The 19,022-nt window shown below is 63.1% G+C and carries 20 protein-coding genes; 14 read left to right on the top strand and 6 right to left on the bottom strand.

Annotated features, from left to right (window positions below):
* The first annotated feature begins 181 nt into the window (after positions 1 to 181).
* The 5 genes from HT585_RS11300 (at position 182) to HT585_RS11320 (ending at position 5,439) form a co-directional block, all read left to right on the top strand.
* Positions 182 to 787, top strand: coding sequence for a 50S ribosomal protein L25/general stress protein Ctc (locus HT585_RS11300; protein WP_176352972.1), 606 nt, complete (start codon positions 182 to 184; stop codon positions 785 to 787).
* A gap of 276 nt (positions 788 to 1,063) precedes the next feature.
* Positions 1,064 to 3,436 carry a putative bifunctional diguanylate cyclase/phosphodiesterase gene (locus tag HT585_RS11305; RefSeq protein ID WP_176352973.1) on the top strand — a complete coding sequence of 791 codons (2,373 nt, stop codon included), beginning with the start codon at positions 1,064 to 1,066 and terminating at the stop codon, positions 3,434 to 3,436.
* Positions 3,437 to 3,466: 30 nt separating this feature from the next.
* A complete protein-coding gene (locus HT585_RS11310) occupies positions 3,467 to 4,201 on the top strand; it encodes a transporter substrate-binding domain-containing protein (protein WP_176352974.1) in 735 nt (244 codons plus the stop codon).
* A gap of 62 nt (positions 4,202 to 4,263) precedes the next feature.
* Positions 4,264 to 4,983 carry an aminoacyl-tRNA hydrolase gene (pth, locus tag HT585_RS11315; RefSeq protein ID WP_176352975.1) on the top strand — a complete coding sequence of 240 codons (720 nt, stop codon included), beginning with the start codon at positions 4,264 to 4,266 and terminating at the stop codon, positions 4,981 to 4,983.
* A gap of 3 nt (positions 4,984 to 4,986) precedes the next feature.
* On the top strand, positions 4,987 to 5,439 hold the full coding sequence (locus HT585_RS11320; protein ID WP_343213956.1) for a GNAT family N-acetyltransferase: 453 nt from the start codon (positions 4,987 to 4,989) through the stop codon (positions 5,437 to 5,439).
* Between the two features lie 16 nt (positions 5,440 to 5,455).
* On the opposite strand, the gene clpS is transcribed toward HT585_RS11320, so the two are convergent.
* The gene (gene clpS / locus HT585_RS11325) at positions 5,456 to 5,767 is read right to left on the bottom strand and encodes an ATP-dependent Clp protease adapter ClpS (RefSeq protein ID WP_176352976.1); all 312 of its coding nucleotides are present in this window, start codon (positions 5,765 to 5,767) and stop codon (positions 5,456 to 5,458) included.
* A 202-nt stretch (positions 5,768 to 5,969) separates the two neighbouring features.
* On the opposite strand from clpS, the gene ychF reads away from it, so the two are divergent.
* Positions 5,970 to 7,073 (top strand): redox-regulated ATPase YchF, encoded by a 1,104-nt coding sequence (ychF, locus tag HT585_RS11330; RefSeq protein WP_077503441.1) that lies wholly within the window; start codon positions 5,970 to 5,972, stop codon positions 7,071 to 7,073.
* A 52-nt stretch (positions 7,074 to 7,125) separates the two neighbouring features.
* On the opposite strand, the gene HT585_RS11335 is transcribed toward ychF, so the two are convergent.
* Positions 7,126 to 8,232 carry a hypothetical protein gene (locus HT585_RS11335; RefSeq protein WP_176352977.1) on the bottom strand — a complete coding sequence of 369 codons (1,107 nt, stop codon included), beginning with the start codon at positions 8,230 to 8,232 and terminating at the stop codon, positions 7,126 to 7,128.
* Between the two features lie 201 nt (positions 8,233 to 8,433).
* On the opposite strand from HT585_RS11335, the gene HT585_RS11340 reads away from it, so the two are divergent.
* The 3 genes from HT585_RS11340 to HT585_RS11350 all read left to right on the top strand — a co-directional run bounded on the left by HT585_RS11340 (position 8,434) and on the right by HT585_RS11350 (position 9,793).
* A complete protein-coding gene (locus HT585_RS11340; protein ID WP_176352978.1) occupies positions 8,434 to 8,886 on the top strand; it encodes a MaoC family dehydratase in 453 nt (150 codons plus the stop codon).
* On the top strand, positions 8,886 to 9,356 hold the full coding sequence (locus HT585_RS11345; RefSeq protein WP_176352979.1) for a MaoC family dehydratase: 471 nt from the start codon (positions 8,886 to 8,888) through the stop codon (positions 9,354 to 9,356). Before HT585_RS11340 ends, HT585_RS11345 begins: the two co-directional genes overlap by 1 nt.
* Before the next feature lie 224 nt (positions 9,357 to 9,580).
* On the top strand, positions 9,581 to 9,793 hold the full coding sequence (locus tag HT585_RS11350) for a hypothetical protein (protein WP_025427942.1): 213 nt from the start codon (positions 9,581 to 9,583) through the stop codon (positions 9,791 to 9,793).
* A gap of 12 nt (positions 9,794 to 9,805) precedes the next feature.
* Here HT585_RS11350 and HT585_RS11355 read toward each other — a convergent pair whose 3' ends face one another.
* Entirely contained in the window at positions 9,806 to 10,351 is a 546-nt protein-coding gene (locus tag HT585_RS11355; RefSeq protein WP_176352980.1) for an adenine phosphoribosyltransferase, read from the bottom strand.
* A 203-nt stretch (positions 10,352 to 10,554) separates the two neighbouring features.
* Here HT585_RS11355 and HT585_RS11360 point away from each other — a divergent pair, with 203 nt between their 5' ends.
* Complete coding sequence (locus HT585_RS11360; protein WP_173420814.1) at positions 10,555 to 10,740, top strand: DUF1059 domain-containing protein; 186 nt, start codon at positions 10,555 to 10,557, stop codon at positions 10,738 to 10,740.
* 374 nt (positions 10,741 to 11,114) lie between these two features.
* The gene (locus tag HT585_RS11365; RefSeq protein WP_176352981.1) at positions 11,115 to 11,420 is read left to right on the top strand and encodes a hypothetical protein; all 306 of its coding nucleotides are present in this window, start codon (positions 11,115 to 11,117) and stop codon (positions 11,418 to 11,420) included.
* A 148-nt stretch (positions 11,421 to 11,568) separates the two neighbouring features.
* Here the strand turns inward: HT585_RS11365 and HT585_RS11370 are convergent, their stop codons facing one another.
* The 3 genes from HT585_RS11370 to HT585_RS11380 are packed head-to-tail and all read right to left on the bottom strand — an operon-like array spanning position 11,569 to position 14,077.
* The gene (locus HT585_RS11370; RefSeq protein ID WP_176352982.1) at positions 11,569 to 12,828 is read right to left on the bottom strand and encodes a CCA tRNA nucleotidyltransferase; all 1,260 of its coding nucleotides are present in this window, start codon (positions 12,826 to 12,828) and stop codon (positions 11,569 to 11,571) included.
* Complete coding sequence (locus HT585_RS11375) at positions 12,825 to 13,457, bottom strand: CoA pyrophosphatase (protein WP_176352983.1); 633 nt, start codon at positions 13,455 to 13,457, stop codon at positions 12,825 to 12,827. Before HT585_RS11375 ends, HT585_RS11370 begins: the two co-directional genes overlap by 4 nt.
* On the bottom strand, positions 13,454 to 14,077 hold the full coding sequence (locus HT585_RS11380) for a DUF1285 domain-containing protein (RefSeq protein WP_176352984.1): 624 nt from the start codon (positions 14,075 to 14,077) through the stop codon (positions 13,454 to 13,456). The genes HT585_RS11375 and HT585_RS11380 overlap by 4 nt, the downstream gene beginning before the upstream one ends.
* A gap of 195 nt (positions 14,078 to 14,272) precedes the next feature.
* Between HT585_RS11380 and HT585_RS11385 the strand changes: the two genes are divergently transcribed.
* Genes HT585_RS11385 through HT585_RS11395 form a run of 3 tightly spaced genes read left to right on the top strand, consistent with a single transcriptional unit; the run spans position 14,273 to position 19,014 of the window.
* Positions 14,273 to 15,286: an AAA family ATPase gene (locus HT585_RS11385; RefSeq protein ID WP_176352985.1), complete on the top strand. Its 1,014-nt coding sequence runs from the start codon at positions 14,273 to 14,275 to the stop codon at positions 15,284 to 15,286.
* A gap of 3 nt (positions 15,287 to 15,289) precedes the next feature.
* Positions 15,290 to 16,210, top strand: coding sequence for a DUF58 domain-containing protein (locus tag HT585_RS11390; protein WP_173420820.1), 921 nt, complete (start codon positions 15,290 to 15,292; stop codon positions 16,208 to 16,210).
* Positions 16,207 to 19,014: a DUF4159 domain-containing protein gene (locus tag HT585_RS11395; RefSeq protein WP_176352986.1), complete on the top strand. Its 2,808-nt coding sequence runs from the start codon at positions 16,207 to 16,209 to the stop codon at positions 19,012 to 19,014. The genes HT585_RS11390 and HT585_RS11395 overlap by 4 nt, the downstream gene beginning before the upstream one ends.
* Positions 19,015 to 19,022: the final 8 nt, after the last annotated feature.

The raw sequence follows: 19,022 nt of genomic DNA on the forward strand, positions 1-19,022 counted from the left end.
TGGTTTCGTGGCGCTCGTTGTCTTAAAACCGCGGCAAAGCTTGCATTTGCGGGTTTTCTCGTCTATGCACCGCCCGTCCGCGTAGACACCCTTGGAGGCAACGCGGATGAAGCCCTTGCGGCTTCGGTTCTTCTGCCATTGCGGATGAACTCTCCAGAATTAGACACAGAAAGGTCTACCTATGAGCCACGCAACTTATGAGCTCAAGGCCGAGACGCGCGAACGGGTTGGTAAGGGGTCCTCCCGTGAACTTCGTCGCAACGGTCTTATCCCGGCTGTCATCTACGGTGACAAGCAGGCCCCCATCTCGATCGCGCTGTCCACCAAGGACGTGACGATGAAGATCCACGCCGGCGGTTTCATGACCACCGTTGCGGTCATCGACGTCAACGGCGAAAAGATCCGCGTCCTGCCGAAGGACTACCAGCTGGATCCGGTCCGCGACTTCACCATGCACGTTGACTTCCTGCGCGTCTCCAAGGACAGCAAGGTCACCGTTCAGGTTCCGGTTCACTTCGTCAACGAAGAGAAGTCCCCGGGCCTCAAGGCCGGCGGCGTTCTCAACATCGTTCGCCACGAAGTCGAACTGGCAGTTGCTGCCGACGACATCCCGGAATTCCTGACCGTTGACCTGTCGGGTCACAAGGTCGGCGACGCGATCCACATCTCCAACATCAAGCTGCCGAAGGGCGCGACCCCGGTTATCACCGACCGCGACTTCACGGTTGCCACGATCGCTGCTCCGGCTGGCGGCCTGAAGGAAGAAGAAGGCGAAGCAGAAGCCTGATTCACCTTGAGGTGAAACGGCGGTCGGCAATTGCCGGCCCCTGCGATACCCATTGAAAGGCCCGCCCCGGCAACCGGTGCGGGCCTTTTGCGTTCAACCTGCCGGTTGCGGCGCTGTCGCTCCCATACAATCGATCGGGCCTCCTCACGAATTGTAATGTAGCAATTTCAGCAACATTTAAGGTTTTGATGATGTTCTTGCAGCGGGGAATTTGTAAGCAAGCGTCTAAAGAGAATACGAAATGACACGAGTGGCAACGCCTGGGGGATGCGTCCAATGATGCATTCCGTCGAGAACCGATTTATTGCGATTGTATGCGGTGCGATGCTGGTTTTCGTTGCCCCACTCTTCGTGCTTTTCCTCAGTATCTCCAGCGAACGTGTCGCCCGCGAGCGCCTGCACAACATCGAACTTCTGATGGGCGCCAGCGCCGAGGCGCTCGGCAAGCCGATCTGGGATTTTGACAGCGACGGCATCAAGCGCATCGCCCGCTCGCTGATGAACGACACGGATATTCTGGCCGTCACCATCCGCGACAATTCCGGCTCAATCCTCGCGCAGATGCCCTCCGGCGGCCTCGGCGTCGATAGCGAGAGCCGCACGCTGAAAACCCCCATATCCTACGACGCGATCGATGGCACCAGGGAAATCGGCAGTCTCGAAGTGCGCGCGCCGACACCCGGCTTGCTGTCGCAGTTCAGCAAGGATGAACTGGCGATCCTCGCCATCCTGCTTATTGCCGTTGCCACGGTTTTTGCCGCCGCACTCATCGGCAACCGCTTCACCGTCATCCGTCCCCTGATGCGCCTGACGGCCGCGATCGAGGCAACGCGGCGCCTGGGCTCGCGCCACCGCGTCGACTGGATCGCGGACGACGAAATGGGGGCGCTTGCCGCCAATTTCAACGAGATGCAGGACAGGCTCGAGCGGGAATCGACGGAGCTGAAGTGCGCCCATGAGCGCGCCACCGACATCTACAACCTGACCCCGGCCATGCTGTTTTCGCTCGATACCGACAATCGCCTCTGCGCTGTCAGCGATTACTGGCTGCTGGCGACCGGTTATGCCCGCGAACAGGTAATCGGCGAGAACTTCACCGATTTCATCGATCCGCACTGGCACGAGACCTATCGCAGCCATGCCAAAGCCATCGCCGTCGGCGACCACAACATCTGCGAGGTCACCGTCCCCTTCCGCAAGGCAGACGGCGAGTTCATGACCGTGCTGATCCTGGAGACGGAAACGACGGGGGACGGCGACCTGTCACTGTCTGTCATGACCGACGTCACCGCGCTCAAGCAGGCCGAGAGCCGCAACCATGCGCAGGCGATCACCGATCACCTGACCGGCCTTCTCAACCGCCAGGGCTTCGAGGCGGCGCTCGACGAAGCGATCGTGACTGCCGATGCCTCCGGCATCCAGGTCGGTTGCCTGTTCATCGACCTCGACCGCTTCAAGTGGATCAACGACAATTTCGGCCATGCCGCCGGCGACGAGGTTCTGCGCCACACGGTCGAACTGATCCGTGCCACCCTGCGCCCTGACGACATCATGTCACGCCTTGGCGGCGACGAATTCGCGATCCTGGTTTCGGACACCGACGTCGCAACGCTCGCATCAGAGATCGGCGAGCGCATCGTCAATGCCCTGCGCGAACCCATGCACATTGCCGGCAACGAGCTTTTCGTCAGTGCCAGCGTCGGCATCTCGGTCTACCCCGCGCACGCCGAGAACGCTTCCGACCTGTTGCTCAAGGCGGACATGGCGATGTACGCTCGCAAGCACGACGGCAAGAACGGCCTGCAGGTGTTCGACGCCAGCATGCTCGATACCGCGCGCGAGCGCCACGAGATCGAACAGTGCATCGAGGCGGGGCTCAAGGACGATCACTTCGAAGCCTGGTTGCAGCCGATCGTCAGCCTCAGCGATGGACAGATCGCCGGCTTCGAGGCACTGATGCGCCTCAACCATCCGGAAAAAGGCATCATGCCGCCCGGCAAGATCATCGGCATCGCCGAGGAAACCGGAACGATCGCCCGCATCGGCGACTGTATTCTGGAAAAGGCGATCCGCCATCTGGCTGATATCTCCGCCCTCGACGGCACGCAGAACACCTACCTGGCAGTGAATTTCTCGCCGCTGCAGTTCGAGCTGACGCTGCCGCATAAGCTCGCAGCGCTGCTGCTCAAGCATCACATCTCGCCGAACCGGATCGTCATCGAAATCACCGAAGCGGTGCTGATGCTCGACAATCCCGAGGTGCATGGCGTGCTGAAACAGCTCAACGAATTCGGCTGCCGGATTGCGCTTGACGACTTCGGAACAGGCTACTCGTCGCTGAGCTATCTCAACCGTTTCCCGGTCGATATCGTCAAGGTGGACCAGTCCTTCACCCGCTCGCTCAGCTCCGGCACGGCCGACGTCCGCCGCAAGAGCCGGATGCTGATCAAGGGCATCCGCACGATCTCGCACCAGATGGGCTGCACCGTCGTCGCCGAAGGCATCGAGACCCAGGAGCAATGGCAACTCCTGCGCAAGCTTGGTGTGGATTGTGGGCAGGGTTATCTTTTCAGCCGCCCCATGCCGATCGGCAAGATGCTGGCCATGCTGGAGAGCGACTCCGAAGTCAAAGCTAACACTCAAGGATAGCGCCCGGACACCGGCGCAAAGGAGCAAGGCGTGAAAGAGCTGATACTGGCATTCTTCCTCGGCCTTTCCACCGCCGCCGAAGCGCAGACGATCAAATTCGTCACCGAGGACTACCCGCCCTACAACTTCTCGACTCCGAGCGGTGCCAACGGTTCCTCGGTCGAGCAGGTGGCGGCAATCATGGACGCCCTCAAGCTTCCCTATACGATCGAGGTCCTGCCCTGGGCGCGCGCCTACATGCTGGCTGAAACCGATGCGTCCCATTGCGTCTTCACCACCGGCCTTAACGCCGAGCGCGAGAAGCGGTTTCAATGGGTGCAGCCGCTGCTGGTCGACCACATGATCATGGTCCGGCGCAAGGGATCGGACATCGCCCCCGATACCATCGATGCGGCAAAGCGGTTCACCATCGGCACCCAACGGGAAGATTTCTCCGCCACCTACCTCATGGAACACGGCTTTCGGAAGATCGACTATGCCACCAACCTGGACTCGACGCTGAAGAAGCTGATTGCCGGCCGCATCGATCTGATGATGACATCGGAAAAGACCTTCGAAAGCATGCGCGCCGAAGGCAAGCCCGTCGAGGCGGCGCTGATGCTGGAAGGAAAGTACTACGGAATCGCCTGCCACCGCGACATGGACAAGCAAACGGTCGAGAAGATGCAGCGCGAGTTGGACCGCCTGATCGGCAACGGCACCCAGGATGCGATCTTCGATCGCTACGGCCTGCGGCCGAGCGGAAGCGTGCAGGCGACGAAATAAGGATTGACTCCGCTGGCGTTTCGCGCTCGTGAAGCGGGGAAAGCCCGACGGAGCGTAACGACATGCTGATCATCGCAGGACTTGGCAATCCAGGTTCGAAATATGCCTCAAACCGCCACAATATCGGTTTCATGGCAGTCGACGTCATCCATCGCCGCCACAATTTTTCCTCCTGGTCGAAGAAGTTCAAGTCCGAGATCGCCGAAGGCGAGATCGGCGGAGAGCGCGTACTGCTGATGAAGCCGCAGACCTTCATGAACCTCTCCGGCGAGGCGGTCGGCGAGGCCATGCGCTTCTACAAGCTTGCGCCGAAAGACATCACCGTCATCTATGACGAGCTGGATCTGCCGGCCGCGAAAGCCCGCATCAAGGTCGGCGGCGGCCACGGAGGCCACAATGGCATCAAGTCGATCGACGCCCATTGCGGCAAGGAGTATCGGCGCCTGCGGCTCGGCATCGGCCACCCCGGCGTCAAGGATCTCGTCCACGCCCATGTGCTTGGCGATTTCGCCAAGGTGGATCAGACCTGGCTGGTGCCGCTGCTCGACGCCATCGCCGACAATGCCGACATGCTGGTGCGCGGCGAGGATTCGCAGATCCTCAACAAGATCGCGCTTGCGACCGGCGGCAAGCCGGACGAGGACAAGCCGCAGGCCCACAAGAAGCCGGGCGCCCAATCCCACATCCATCAGGCGCGCAATTCGGCCCAGCCGAAGAAGCTGCCGACAAGCGGCCCGATGGCCGACATGCTGAAGAAACTGTTCGGCCCCAAGGGCGACTGAGACGTGTCGCCCTCGCCCTTCTCGATCCGTGCCGCCCGGGCAGGCGATCTGCCTGGCCTGCTTGCGCTTTATGGCGAACTGAACCCGGACGACGTGGCGCTGGAATCAGCAATGGCCACCGACCGCTTCGCGGCGATCCTTACCCATCCCGGCATGACGATTTTCATCGGCCTCGCCGGCGAAATCGCGGCTGCTTCAGTTACGCTGGTCGCCGTGCCGAACCTGACACGGGGTGGGGCGCCCTACGCCCTCATCGAAAACGTGGTCACCTCAGCCGCTTTCCGCCGGCAGGGCTTCGCCGGCTCGTTGATAAGACACGCAATTGCCCAAGCCTGGGCCGCCGGCTGCTATAAGGTGATGCTGCTGACGGGATCGAAGGATCCGGCGACGCTGCGCTTTTACGAGAATTGCGGCTTCCGGCAGGACAAGACGGGCTACCAGATCCGCCGCCCCTGACTGTCGCCCCTGGCAGTCACTCTTCCGGCTCGGTCATGAACATCAGCGGGAAGCCGGCGTCCTTGGCGAGATCCGTCGCCTCCTTGGCCTTGGTCTCGGCGATATCGCGCACACACACGACGACAACGGAAACACCGAGCTTGTGCGCCGTCATCATCACCCGATAGCCCGCCTCCTCGCTCATATGGAACACGGCCTTCAGCACCATCACGACGAAGTCACGCGGCGTGTAGTCGTCGTTGACGAGAATGACCTTGTAGAGTTTCGGCCGCTCCAGTTTCGGTTTCGGCTTGAGCTTCGGTTTTGCAGCAAGACCATCGTCACTCATCGGAATCCACCCGTTGATGACAGGAAGGCGGTCACGGTCGGCCACTCGGCCCCGGACGCTGGCATTCAATATCCTACGCCAGACGCCGCCAATCAAGCAAAAGCCCGCTCCTTCGCCGCGCCAAAACGCGCGAAGGCTTGACCGTTCGGCTCCTTTATCCCATAGCCACGCCCAACGAATTCGAGAACGACAGGTTTTAGCCATGGGCTTTAAATGCGGTATTGTCGGGCTGCCGAACGTCGGCAAGTCCACCCTCTTCAACGCGCTCACCAAGACGGCGGCGGCTCAGGCGGCCAACTATCCGTTCTGCACGATCGAGCCGAACACCGGCGAAGTCGCGGTTCCCGATCCGCGCATGCGCAAGCTGGCCGACATCGCCAAGTCGAAGGAAATCATCCCGACGCGCATCTCCTTCGTCGATATCGCCGGCCTAGTGCGCGGTGCGTCGAAGGGTGAAGGCCTCGGCAACCAGTTCCTCGCCAACATCCGCGAAGTGGATGCGGTCGTGCACGTTCTGCGCTGCTTCGAGGATGACGACATCACCCACGTCGAAGGCCGCATTAACCCGGTCGCCGATGCCGAGACGATCGAGACCGAGCTGATGCTCGCCGACCTCGACAGCCTCGAGCGCCGGACAGACCAGACCCGCAAGCGCGCCGGCGGCAAGGACAAGGACTCCGTCGCTCAGCTGCCGATCATGGAAGCCTCGCTGAAGTTGCTGCAGGACGGCAAGCCGGTGCGCACGCTGCTTGCCAAGCTCGACGCCGAAGAACTGCGCATCCTGCAGGGCCTCAACCTTCTGACCGCGCATCCGGTGCTCTACGTCTGCAACGTCGCGGAAAGCGATGCCGTCGACGGCAACGAACACACGCGCGCGGTTGCCGAAATGGCCAAGGCGCAGGGCGCTGAGAGCGTCGTGATCTCGGCGGCGATTGAATCCGAAGTGGCGCAGCTGCCCGAAGAGGAAGCCAAGGAATTCCTGAGCGCGCTCGGTCTGGAAGAAGCCGGCCTCGACCGCCTGATCCGAGCCGGCTACAAGCTGCTCGACCTCATCACCTACTTCACAGTCGGCCCCAAGGAGACGCGCGCCTGGACGATCCAGCGCGGCACCAAGGCACCGCAGGCCGCCGGCGTCATCCACACCGACTTCGAACGCGGTTTCATCCGCGCCAACACCATCGCTTTTGACGACTACATTGCGCTCGGCGGCGAAGTCGGTGCGAAGGAAGCCGGCAAGGCCCGTGACGAAGGCAAGGAATACGTCGTCCAGGACGGCGACGTCATTCACTTCCGCTTCAACACGTAAGACAACGGGCTGAGGCGCGCTTCAATCGCGCAACCATTCGCACGACCCCATACTACGGCGCGGCATGCAACCGCGCCGTAATCGTTTCCGGCAGCAGGCGCATGACCATGCGCCGCAGCTTCTGCCAGAAGATGCCGATGACCAGCACGGAGACGCCGACCACCGCGAACGCGATGAAGACGTAGTTGTCGACCGACGCGCCGGTCTGGTTGAGCATGGTCCAGATCGCACCGCCCAGCGACAGAAGTCCGGAGGTGACGAAGGCGCGGCGGTCAATGATCAATCCGACCAGCATGAACAGGGCAACGATCAGAATGGCGGCAATCGCCTGGCCAGGCCCTGCCTGCCCGTCCCACCACGTGGCGCCGCCGTTCGACACGAAGACCAAGCCGATCAGCGCGTAAAGCAACGCAGGGGCTGCGGCCAGATGCAGCCAGAACGCCGTGTCCGAGCGCGTGGTCAAACGCTGCGGGTCGGAAACGTCGTAGCGCATGGCGACCGCAAACAGGCCGAGGGCTCCGGCAAGAACGGTGAGCGCGAGAAGTGCGAAGTGATTGTCGTTGGCCAGGTCGATCCCCAGGATCCTCTCCAAGCCAAGAAGGACCGCGACCACGCAGATGAGTGCGACCGACACCATCAGCCCGGCCAGCGCCAGCGGAACGCGATAGCGCCAGTAGAACAGGCCCAGTGGGATCGGAAACGCCGAGAGATAGGAAAGAACAAAGACGAGCGGCTTCCAGGCATCCTCATGTTCGCCGACGAACCATAGTGCAGTCGTCCCGACCCAATGCACGAGGGCAACCGTCAGCGCCACGGACGGCAAGGCCAATCGCTGACGCCGAACCAGAATTTCCGCAAGCACGAGTATGACCGGCAGCGTTGCGAACGGACCACCCAAGCCCCAAAGACCGATCAGGACGACCACGACACCGATGGTGATCAGGATATCGTGAAATCCCCGGACGAACCGTGGCTGTTCGCTGTCTTCGGCGGCCTGAGCATCCAGCGCAGCGTCGTCGCGATCCACGGCAGCATCCACTGATACGGGCCCAAAGTTGATGCCGCGATCGGCCAGATAGGCTTCGAGATCGCTCACCTGATGGGCAGAGATGATCCCTTTTTCGGCAGCTCCTGCGAGCGCCCTGTTCAGTTCGGTCACGGGCATCCTCAATCAAACGCGGATCGTTGCATTTCCAAAACAGGTGGTTGCATGAACATGCGGCATGCGCAACCTGGAAATCCTTGCTGTGGCCGTCACCTGGCATGAGCGCCCACGCTTCAAACCTTGCTCAAAGCGATTCCGATTTGAGAAATTATGAAGTACGTAGAGCGTCAGCAAATCAGACGGGACAACTCAAGCATGCTGTATTTCGAGGACTTTTCCGAAGGGCGACGCTTCGACTACACACCGGTCGAAATGAAGCCTTCCGATATGATCGCCTTTGCTCATGAATTCGACCCGCAGCCGATGCATCTCGACGAGGAAGCCGGCAAACGCAGCATTCTCGGCGGGTTGTCGGCCTCCGGCTGGCATACCAGCGCGGTCGGCATGCGCATGATGCTCGACGCCTTCATGGGTCAGTCCACGTCCCAGGGCTCACCCGGAATCGATTTCATGGACTGGAAGAAGCCGGTGCTTGCCGGCGACGTCTTGACTGGCTTCAGCCAGGTGATGGAAGCGCGCCGCTCGAAGTCCAAGCCGGGTCTCGGCATCGTCAGGTTCCGCAACGAAATCGTCAACCAGGCCGGCGAGCCGGTGGCGGTGTCGGAATGTTCGGTCCTTTTCCGCTGCCGCGACAAGGTTCAACACTGATGATGACGATGGAGGAATTCTACGCCACCGGTCGCAGGACCGTCATCGGCAGCCTGACCTTTACCGCCGAGGATATCGTTCGTTTCGCCCGCGACTTCGATCCGCAGCCCTTCCATCTCGACGCCGAGGAGGCCCGGCATTCGCTGTTCGGCGGCCTCTGTGCCTCCGGCTGGCACACCTCGGCCGGATGGATGCAATGTTTCGTCCGGTTCTGGAAGGATGAACAGAGGCGGCTCGCCGCCGAAGGCCTGCAGGCCCCAAGGCTCGGCCCCTCGCCCGGTTTTCGCGATCTGAAATGGCTGAAGCCGGTCTATGCCGGCGACATCGTCACCTATGCCGTGACGTTCCTCGAAAGCCGCACGCTCGCTTCGCGGCCCGGCTGGCGGATCAACACCATTCTCTGCGAAGGCGAAAACCAGCACGGCGAAGCGGTCATCCGCTTCGAAAGCAAGGTCATCGAGTTCGTTTAAAGCACTACCAGGAAAAGTGCGAAGCGGATTCCCGCCCGGACATGCGCAAAACCAAGAACCCAGATCGTCCCGATTGCCGCCCGTGCCAAGGGCGGGCGACAATCTAATTCCTTAAGTCAGGAACGATTTGGGCGTAAAATCCGTTCGGACCTTCCAAGCTCCACGCCGTCGCCGACAGGCCCGGGCGCAGAGGAGCTTCGACCGGAAGTACCGGAGGGCTATCGATGGAAAAGACCCATGTTCGCGAATTGGCGGAGGAATATCTTCGCCTCGGCGGCCACCGACGCGTGGCCATCGACGATAACGAAACCTCGATCAGAAGCTGGGAAGACGAACCGCCAGAAGCCGACGCCTTCTGGCGCAAGGAAGTGGAAACACTGACGCCGGCAACACAGCGCGAGGTGCAACTGATGCTGCCGACGATCAATCGCGCCTAAGGGCTTGGGCCCTCAGTGGCCTTCGAATTCGATCAGCGTGCGGACGTTGACGCCGAGCGCCTCGAGCTTCTTGCGGCCGCCGAGTTCCGGCAGGTCGATGACGAAACAGGCCGCGACGATATCAGCGCCCATCTGCTTCAGCAGCTTGACGGCGGCTTCGGCCGTGCCGCCGGTCGCGATCAGGTCGTCGACCAGAATGACCTTCTCGCCCGGCTTGAGCGCATCCTTGTGCATCTCCATCTCGTCGACGCCGTATTCGAGGCTATAGGCGATGCGCACCGTGTCATGCGGCAGCTTGCCCTTCTTGCGGATCGGCACGAAACCGGAGGAAAGCTGATGCGCGATCGCGCCGCCAAGGATGAAACCGCGCGCCTCGATGCCGGCGATCTTGTCAATCTTGGTGCCGGCATAAGGATGCACCAGTTCGTCGATCGCACGACGGAACGCACGCGGATTGCCGAGCAGCGTGGTGATGTCGCGGAACATGACGCCCGGCTTCGGATAGTCGGGAATATTGCGGATAGCGGCGATCAGTTCCGATTGAACGGTGGTGGTCATGGGCAAAGAAGGCCTTTGTGTCTCTTGTTACCGCAAACCCATAACACCATCGACCCGCATGTCTATAACGGTTTCTTGCCGCACGGCAGGCTGGAACAATTTGGTCGGCCCGGGGGTTGATGTTACGCTGGGATCCGTGGCGCGCACAGGAGATGCGCGTGACCAACCCCTTGCATTGAGCTCACATCGGAAGGAGGAACATCATGCGCCTGTTTGAATGCGGTTCTCTTGTCCCGGGTTGCGAATGGCACACCCGCGCCGATAACGACGCCGAAATCGTCCGCCGCGTGGTGGACCACATGCGCCAGGCCCACGGCGAAACCATGATCCGCGAAAACATGATCGACAACATCAAGGCGCGCATCGTCGAAGAGACAAAGGCCGCCTGACGAAGCTGCATATGCCCCGAACGCGCGCGGGTTTCACACCGATACAGACCCGCGACGCGTCTCGTGAGCCCTCCCGCCCGACAGTGGTGCGTGGCGGAGACCCAGTGCGTCGGGCAAAACGATCGCGACCGCCGGATCTGGGCGTTGCGAGGCGCCCCGCCAGCCCTTGAGCCCTTTGCATCGCCCGTCCTGTTATCCCGTGGACGAGCGGCACCGGTGCAAAGGAGATTTGACCCGCGCGGCCCTCACGCTCTATAGCCAACTGAACAGCACGCGGCGTTTCGCCGTCGTCTGTCGTGGTGATCACTTGCGTTGGCCGGCCGCCTGCGCGAACGTCTCACGTCATGCATTTCTTTAACTGGCACTCGGAACCTATGAACGACAAAGTTTTTGACACTTTGACCGGCATGTACTTCACGGTCGATGATCCCGATGGGAGTTACGGCACTGGTCAGGTTATTCGTCTTGCTGCCGAAGGGATCTATTTCGTTCGCTTCGACGGCAATGAGGTGATGTTGCCCCTGGAGCTCGTGTCCATCGGCGAGATGCTGCAGACCACCGAAGAAGAGTACAAGCTCTGGCGGTTCTTCGATACGACCGAGGAACGGGACAAGTGGATCGAGTGGCTCGACGCGCCATCCAAGCCGCGGGTCATCTCGCTGGTGAGGCCGACCAAGTAGCAGCCTCTCGGCCCACTCATTCCGGGAGCCCACAGGTTTCTCGATCACGGCACATATCTGGTGCCAGCCGAGATCCGTCGTCTATTACACTTGGCGCTTTCCCGCCAGGTCATCATGGACCTCGACTCTAGATCTCACGCCGCGCGCTTCAGGCGCGCGGCACCAAAGCCTCGAGCCTTGCGACAAGGTTCGCCCGGTCGACGCTGAAGTTGCGTTCGACCCACAAGGTCTCCAACTCGCTGAGGATTTCGCCGACCCGCGGCCCGGCGGGGATGCCGGCCTTCAGCACATCCGCGCCCGTCAGCGGGAAGCTCGGGCGCGCCCAGGCCTCGCTTCGCTTCAAAAGACGTTGGAAGGCAGCGGTTTCGGCCAGCAAGGACGGATCGTTTTCGGATTTGCGTCTCGCCGAGGAAAGCGCCAGCCGAAGCCGAGCGGAGATCCCCTCGGCACCGTGGCGGTAGAGCAACCGGTCGAGTGCCGCATCAACGGTCTTTGCGGGTATCGCCGGCGCATTGGCAAAGCGCGAAAAATACGCGGCCTCCGCCTTAGACAGGCGCAGCCGTGCCGCCATGGCTTCGAGACGCTCTGCGTCCGGTGGAACGATTGCCGCAAGGCGCAAGAGCGGATCGGGAACCCACGAGAATGCGCGCTCGGCGGCAACCAGTTCCGGAATGGCGTCGATGCCCCATTTTGCCGTCTCGGGCAGGATCTCGGTCAACACGCCCGCCTGGCGCATCCAGAGCAGCGCACGCCCCGGATCCTCGGCCGAAAGCAGCTTCTTCGTCTCGGCCCACACCCGTTCAGCCGAAAGCGTCGACAGCTTCGAGCGCGCCTGCGCGCAGGCCCGAAGGCCATCGGCATCGGGCCGGCCGTTGCCGTAATGGGCGAAGAAGCGGAAGAAACGCAGGATGCGCAGATAATCCTCGGCCACCCGCTCGGCCGCATTGCCGATGAAGCGCAGGGTCCGGCTCTCGATATCGGCAAGGCCGCCGACATCGTCGATGACCTCACCCTTTTGATTGGCATAGAGCGCGTTGATGGTAAAATCACGCCGCTCGGCATCCATCTTCCAGTCGGTTCCGAAGGCCACTTCTGCCCGGCGCCCGTCGGTCGCGACGTCACGGCGCAGCGTCGTCACCTCATAGGGCGTGCCGTCGACGACCAGCGTCACCGTGCCATGGTCGATACCCGTCGGCACCACCTTGATGCCGGCAGCCTTCGCGCGATCGGACACGTCTTGGGGATGCCAGGTTGTGGCCATGTCGACATCGCCGGCCGGCACGCCCATCAGGCTGTTGCGCACCGCACCGCCGACGACGCGCGCCTCCCCGCCCTCGGCGTTCAGGAGATCGAAGACGCGGCGAAGGGATGGAGCAGAAAACCAGCTCTCACCGGCAACCGAGGTCATGCATAAAGCCTTTCATAAAGCATTCTGACGATGCCGGCGGTGATACCCCAGATATTCCTGTCACCATAGGGCATGCGATAGAAATGCCGGTCCTCACCCTGCCAGTGGCCGCTTCCGCGGCCATGGTTGCCAGGATTCATCAGGAAAGACAGCGGCACTTCGAAGACGCTTTCGACCTCGTCGGGGTTCGGCACCAGTTCGAAGCCGGGCTGCACCACCGCCAGGACCGGCGTGATCTTGAAGCCGGACAACGCCATGTAATGCGGCAGCCGCCCGATAGTTTCCACAAAGCGTGGATCGAGACCGATCTCCTCCTGCGCCTCGCGAAGGGCGGCAAGCTCGATCGACCGGTCATCGGGATCGACCGCGCCGCCGGGAAACGCCACCTGGCCGGAATGCTTGCGCAGGCTGGCGGTGCGCTGGGTGAAGATGACATACGCATCCTCGCCGTCGTCGACCACCGGCACCAGCACCGCCGCATCCTTCAGCTGCAGGGTCTCGAGATGCGGCACGATGCCCGGGTTGAGCAGGAAATCGCCGTGCTCCCGCCAGGAGCTTTCCACCGGCCCGCCCATCTGGGTCAGCGCCCGGCGGCGAAATTCGTCGGCGGAATAGGGATGCCCGTTCATCGCGACAGCGCTTCCAGCTCGGCAGCAGGCATGATCGGGAAGACGGAGCCACCCGAGCGCACGCAGAACATCTCGACGCCATCGACCACCACGACCTCGCCGAGCTCGACGAGATCGTACATGACGGGCCGCGACACCAGTGCTTCGAGACGACCGCGCACATGCAGGTACGGCTTCAGCTCACGGTTCTCGCCGTGAATGACGAAACGCAAGGCATGGTCGGGCCCCGCCTCGACGACGTCGCCGACATTGGTGCGATATGTCAGCACCTGCACGCCGTCGTTCTGAGTGACGCTCATTTCGACGGCAATGAAGGGCGCGTCGACGATCCGGATCGCCACCTTTTCCACAGGCGTCACCAGATAGGTGACCCCGTCCTCGTCCTTGCGCAAAACTGTGGAGAACAGCCGCACCAGTGGCTGCCGTCCGATCGGCGTGCCGAGATAGAACCAGGTGCCGTCCGCGCGGATTTCCATGTCGATTTCGCCGCAGAATGGCGGATTCCAGCGCTCCACGGGCGGCAGGCCGCGCTTGCCGTCGCCCGCCTGGCCGGCCGCGCGCGATATCAGCGCCGCCAGTCCGGCCGCGTCTCCGGTTCGCTGAATTTCGGCTTCTGCCATCGTTCCGTCCCGATTGGCCCCGATTTTGCACCGGAGGCGTGTATGCCGTCGCAAGATGCGGCGTGTATGATGTCACGAGATAGTGCGTCTGCGGCGACTTGTCAGCCGTCAGCCAGGGTCTAAATTGGAATAAGGCAACTGAAATTCCCCGGCGGGGCGATTCGGTTCAACAACGGGCGACCGGGGAGTACGACCATGAGTGTGATGAAGGGCGCAAGCGAAGCGACCGACGAAAAGGCGATCGTTGCCGCGGCGGAAAACGCGCTTGCGGAAATCGCGCTCGTGCGCGCCGAAGTCGGCAAGGTCATCTTCGGCCAGGAGACAGTGGTCGAGCAGACCCTGCTTGCGGTCCTGTCGGGCGGCCACGCCCTGCTCGTCGGCGTGCCCGGCCTTGCCAAGACCAAGCTGGTGGCAACGCTCGGCACCGTTCTCGGGCTCGATTCCAGCCGCGTCCAGTTCACGCCCGACCTGATGCCGTCGGATATTCTCGGCTCCGAAGTGATGGACCAGGATGCCGCCGGCCATCGCTCCTTCCGTTTCATCCCCGGCCCGATCTTCACGCAGCTCCTGATGGCCGACGAGATCAACCGCGCATCGCCGCGCACGCAGTCGGCGTTGCTGCAGGCGATGCAGGAATATCACATCACCGTTGCCGGCGCCCGCAAGGACCTGCCGCAGCCGTTCCATGTGCTGGCCACCCAGAACCCGCTGGAGCAGGAAGGCACCTATCCCCTGCCCGAGGCGCAGCTCGACCGCTTCCTGATGCAGGTCGACGTCGGCTATCCCGAGCTTGCCGCCGAGCGCCAGATCCTGCTTGAGACCACGGGCACTGCCGAAGCGACCGCCCGTCCCGTCATCGATGCCGCCCGCCTGCAGCAGATCCAGAGCCTCATCCGCCAGATGCCGGTCGGCGAGAAGGTGGTCGATGCCATCCTCGATCTGGTGCGCTCCGCCCGGCCCGGCAACGGCAACGCGGCCACCGACAAGAACGTCGCCTGGGGCCCGGGCCCGCGCGCCGGACAGGCGCTGATGCTGTGCGCCCGCGCCCGCGCGCTCTACGATGGGCGGCTTGCGCCGTCGATTGACGATATACTGGCGCTCGCCGAACCCGTTCTCCAGCACCGCATGGCGCTGACCTTCGCCGCCCGTGCCGAAGGCATGACCGTGCGCGACGTCATCGCCGGGCTGGTGAAACAAGCCAAGGGATAAAGAATGGCTTCCATCGGGCACATAGTTGCGCGTACCCCCGCTGGTGAGGTTCTTTCCCGTGCGCAGCAGCGCGCGATGCTCGTTCCTGACTGCCTCGTCGAAGCCCGCCGCATCGCCAACACGGTGATCTCTGGCTGGCACGGGCGGCGCAAGCGCGGGATCGGCGAGAATTTCTGGCAGTTCCGGCCCTATAGCGACGGCGAAAGCCTGTCGCGCATCGACTGGCGCCGCTCCGCCCGCGACGATCATACCTATGTGCGCGACCGCGAATGGGAGGCCGCCCACACCATCTGGCTCTGGGCCGACCTGTCGCCGTCGATGATGTACAAGTCGACGCTCGGATCGGTGTCTAAGGAAAGCCGGGCGCTGGTCCTGATGCTGGCGCTCGCCGAAATCCTCGCCCGCTCCGGCGAACGCATCGGATGTCCTGGCGTGATGGAGCCGATCTCGGCCCGCAACGCCGCCGAACGGCTGGCAACCGCAATCATGCTGACCCCGCTTTCCGAAGGCTTGCCGGAGACGGGCATGATCCGCAACGCCAGCGATCTGGTGCTGATCGGCGATTTTCTCGATCCGACCGATCGGATCATGGAGCGCCTGGGTCCGCTCGCCCGCCGTGGCCTGCGCGGCCATGTGGTCGAGGTTGCCGATCCGGCGGAGGAAGTCTTTCCCTATGCCGGGCGGACCGAATTCAGCGACCCGGAAACCGGCCAGAAGCTGACCGCCGGGCGCGCCGAGATCCTGCGCGAAGATTATCAGCGCGCCTACCTCGCGCGCCGCGAAAGCCTCGGGGTGACGCTGCGCCATCTCGGCTGGACCTTTACCCCGCACCGGACCGACAGGCCCGCCTCCGAGGCGCTGGTTGCCGTCCACATGTACCTGTCCGGCATGCCGGGACGCGCCACCCATGGAGGCCAGCTATGACCGGCCTTCCCTTTCTGTTTGCCAATCCCGCGATGCTTGCGGCTCTGATTGCCCTGCCGGTGATCTGGTGGCTGCTGCGCATGACGCCGCCGAAGCCGGCCGCGGAAGTGTTTCCGCCGCTGCGCATTCTCGCCTCGGTGCTGAAGCGCGAGGAAACCCCGTCGAAAAGTCCGTGGTGGCTGACGCTCTTGCGCATGCTTTTGGCCGCCGCGGTCATTCTCGCCATCGCCGACCCCGTCGTGAACCCGCGTCAGAACACGCTGGCAACGGGCGGCCCGCTCGCCGTCGTCGTCGACAACAGCTGGGCAACGGCCACCGACTGGGAACAGCGCGTCGAGGCCGTCAGCACGCTGATCGACGATGCGGAGGCACGCGACCTCGCCGTCTCGATCGCCTTCACCGGCGATCGCCAGCACGACGCCACGCCGGGATCTGCAGCAACGGCGCGCAACAGGCTCGCCGCGGCAGCCCCCATACCGCTCGCCGTCGACCGCGCCCAGGCGATTGCCGCGCTGAAAACCGCGTTCGAAGGCACGAAACCCGGCACGCTGGCCTTCGTCAGCGACGGCATCGAAACTGCCGATCAGAAAACCATGGCGGCGCTGTCCGAGGTCGGAGCCGCCGAACTGCGGCTGATCGAGGCCGATGGCGGCCGCACCGTGGCGCTGACCGATAGCAGCAACGGCTCGACCGGCATGTCGGTAACGGCAACGCGCCTCAACAAGAATGGGGCGCTCACCCTGCCGATCGTCGCCTACGATACGCGTGGCCGTGCGATCGCCGACGGACAGATCGCCTTTGCCGCCGGCGAAGGCGTCGCCAAGGGCAGCATCGAGGCGCCCTTCGAATTGCGCAACGACTTTGCCCGTATCGGCATCGAGAATGCGGCAACCGCCGGCAGCGTGCACCTGCTCGATGATGGTTTCCGCCGTCGTCGCGTAGCGCTTTTGAGCGGCGAGGCCCGCGATCAGTCGCAACCGCTTCTGTCGCCACTCTACTATATCAACCGAGCGCTCGCTCCCTATGCCGATCTCGTCGAACCGCATGAGACCGATCTCGCCGTCGCCATTCCGGAACTCCTGGAACAGAAGCCCTCCGTGCTGATCATGGCCGATATCGGCCGGCTGCCGGAAGAGATCTATCCGAAATTGACGAAATGGATCGACAATGGCGGCATGCTGATCCGCTTCGCCGGCCCGCGGCTTGCAGCGGCCCCCGCCGACGATCCGCTGGTGCCGGTGACGCTGCGCCAGGGCGAACGGGCGCTCGGTGGCGCGCTCTCCTGGTCCGAGCCGCAGCCGCTCGCCGACTACCCAGCCAACAGTCCGTTTGCCGGCATGGCGCGCCCCGCCGACATTCTCATCAAGCGGCAGGTGCTGGCCGAGCCGACCGCCGATCTTGCCGAGCGCACCTGGGCAAGCCTTGCCGACGGCACGCCGCTGGTGACGACCTCGGCCCACGGCGCCGGACGGATCATCCTCTTCCACGTCAGCGCCGAGGCCACATGGTCGAACCTGCCGATCTCAGGCGATTTCGTCGAGATGCTGCGCCGCAGTGTCCAGCTGTCGCGCGGCGGTGGCGTTGCCAATGACGGCAAGGCGCAGCAGCAGACACTCGCGCCCTATCGGCTGCTGAACGCCGACGGCGTGCTCGTCGCCGAGACCGGCAACGCCCGGCCGCTCGACGTCATCCCGGGCCAGGTGCCGGTCGCGACGCCGGAAAACCCGCCCGGCCTCTACGGCTCGGAAGATGGCTTCACCGCGCTCAACCTGCTGCCGCGCAATGCCGAGCTGGCGCCGATCGACATGACGGTCGCCGGCGCTCACACCACCCAGCAACTGGCCGCGTCCGAGAGCTGGTCGCTGAAGCCGGCCCTGTTCACGCTGGCGCTGCTGCTGTTGCTTGTCGACGCGCTGATCGTGCTGTTCATGGGCGGGGCCTTCTCGCGGCTGCGCGCAGCAAAGGCGATGAGCGCAATCCTTCTGCTGGCGGCAAGTGCCTTCCTCGTCTCGCCACCGGACAGTCTGGCCGACGACAGCCGACCGGAAGACGCCGCCATTCTCGAGCGCCTCGACACCACGCATCTGGCCTACGTGGTGACCGGCGAAGGCGAAGTCGATCGTCTCTCCGAGCGCGGGCTTGCGGGACTTACCGACTTCCTCACCTATCGCACGACACTTGAGCCGGGCACGCCTGTCGGCCTCGATATCGCCAAGGACGAACTGTCGTTCTACCCGATCATCTATTGGCCGGTTTCCGCATCGGCGCCGATGCCGAGCCCGCAGGCCGTCAGCCGCATCGACGCCTATATGCGCGCCGGCGGCACGGTGCTGTTCGACACCCGCGACCAGTTCTCTTCGCTCGGCGCATCGTCTGGCGGAACCAGCCCCAACACCGAGCGGCTGCAGGCGATCCTGGCAAATCTCGACATCCCGCCTCTGGAGCCTGTTCCGACCGACCACGTGCTGACCAAGGCGTTTTACCTCCTCTCCAATTTCCCGGGCCGCTACACCGGCAGCCCGCTCTGGATCGAGGCGCAACTCGACAATCGCGAAGAGGCGAGCAATCGCCCGGCCCGCTCTGGCGATGGCGTGACGCCGATCATGATCACCGGCAACGATTTTGCCGGCGCCTGGGCGGTGGACGCCAACGGCGTCGCATTGCTGCCGACGGTCCCGCCGGACGAAATGCAACGCGAATACGCCTTCCGTTCCGGCGTCAACATCATGATGTATATGCTGACCGGCAACTACAAGGCCGACCAGGTGCACGTGCCGGCCCTGCTCGAACGGCTCGGACAATGAGGGCCGAT

It is taken from the genome of Ensifer oleiphilus, assembly GCF_013371465.1.
Lineage (GTDB): Bacteria > Pseudomonadota > Alphaproteobacteria > Rhizobiales > Rhizobiaceae > Ensifer > Ensifer oleiphilus.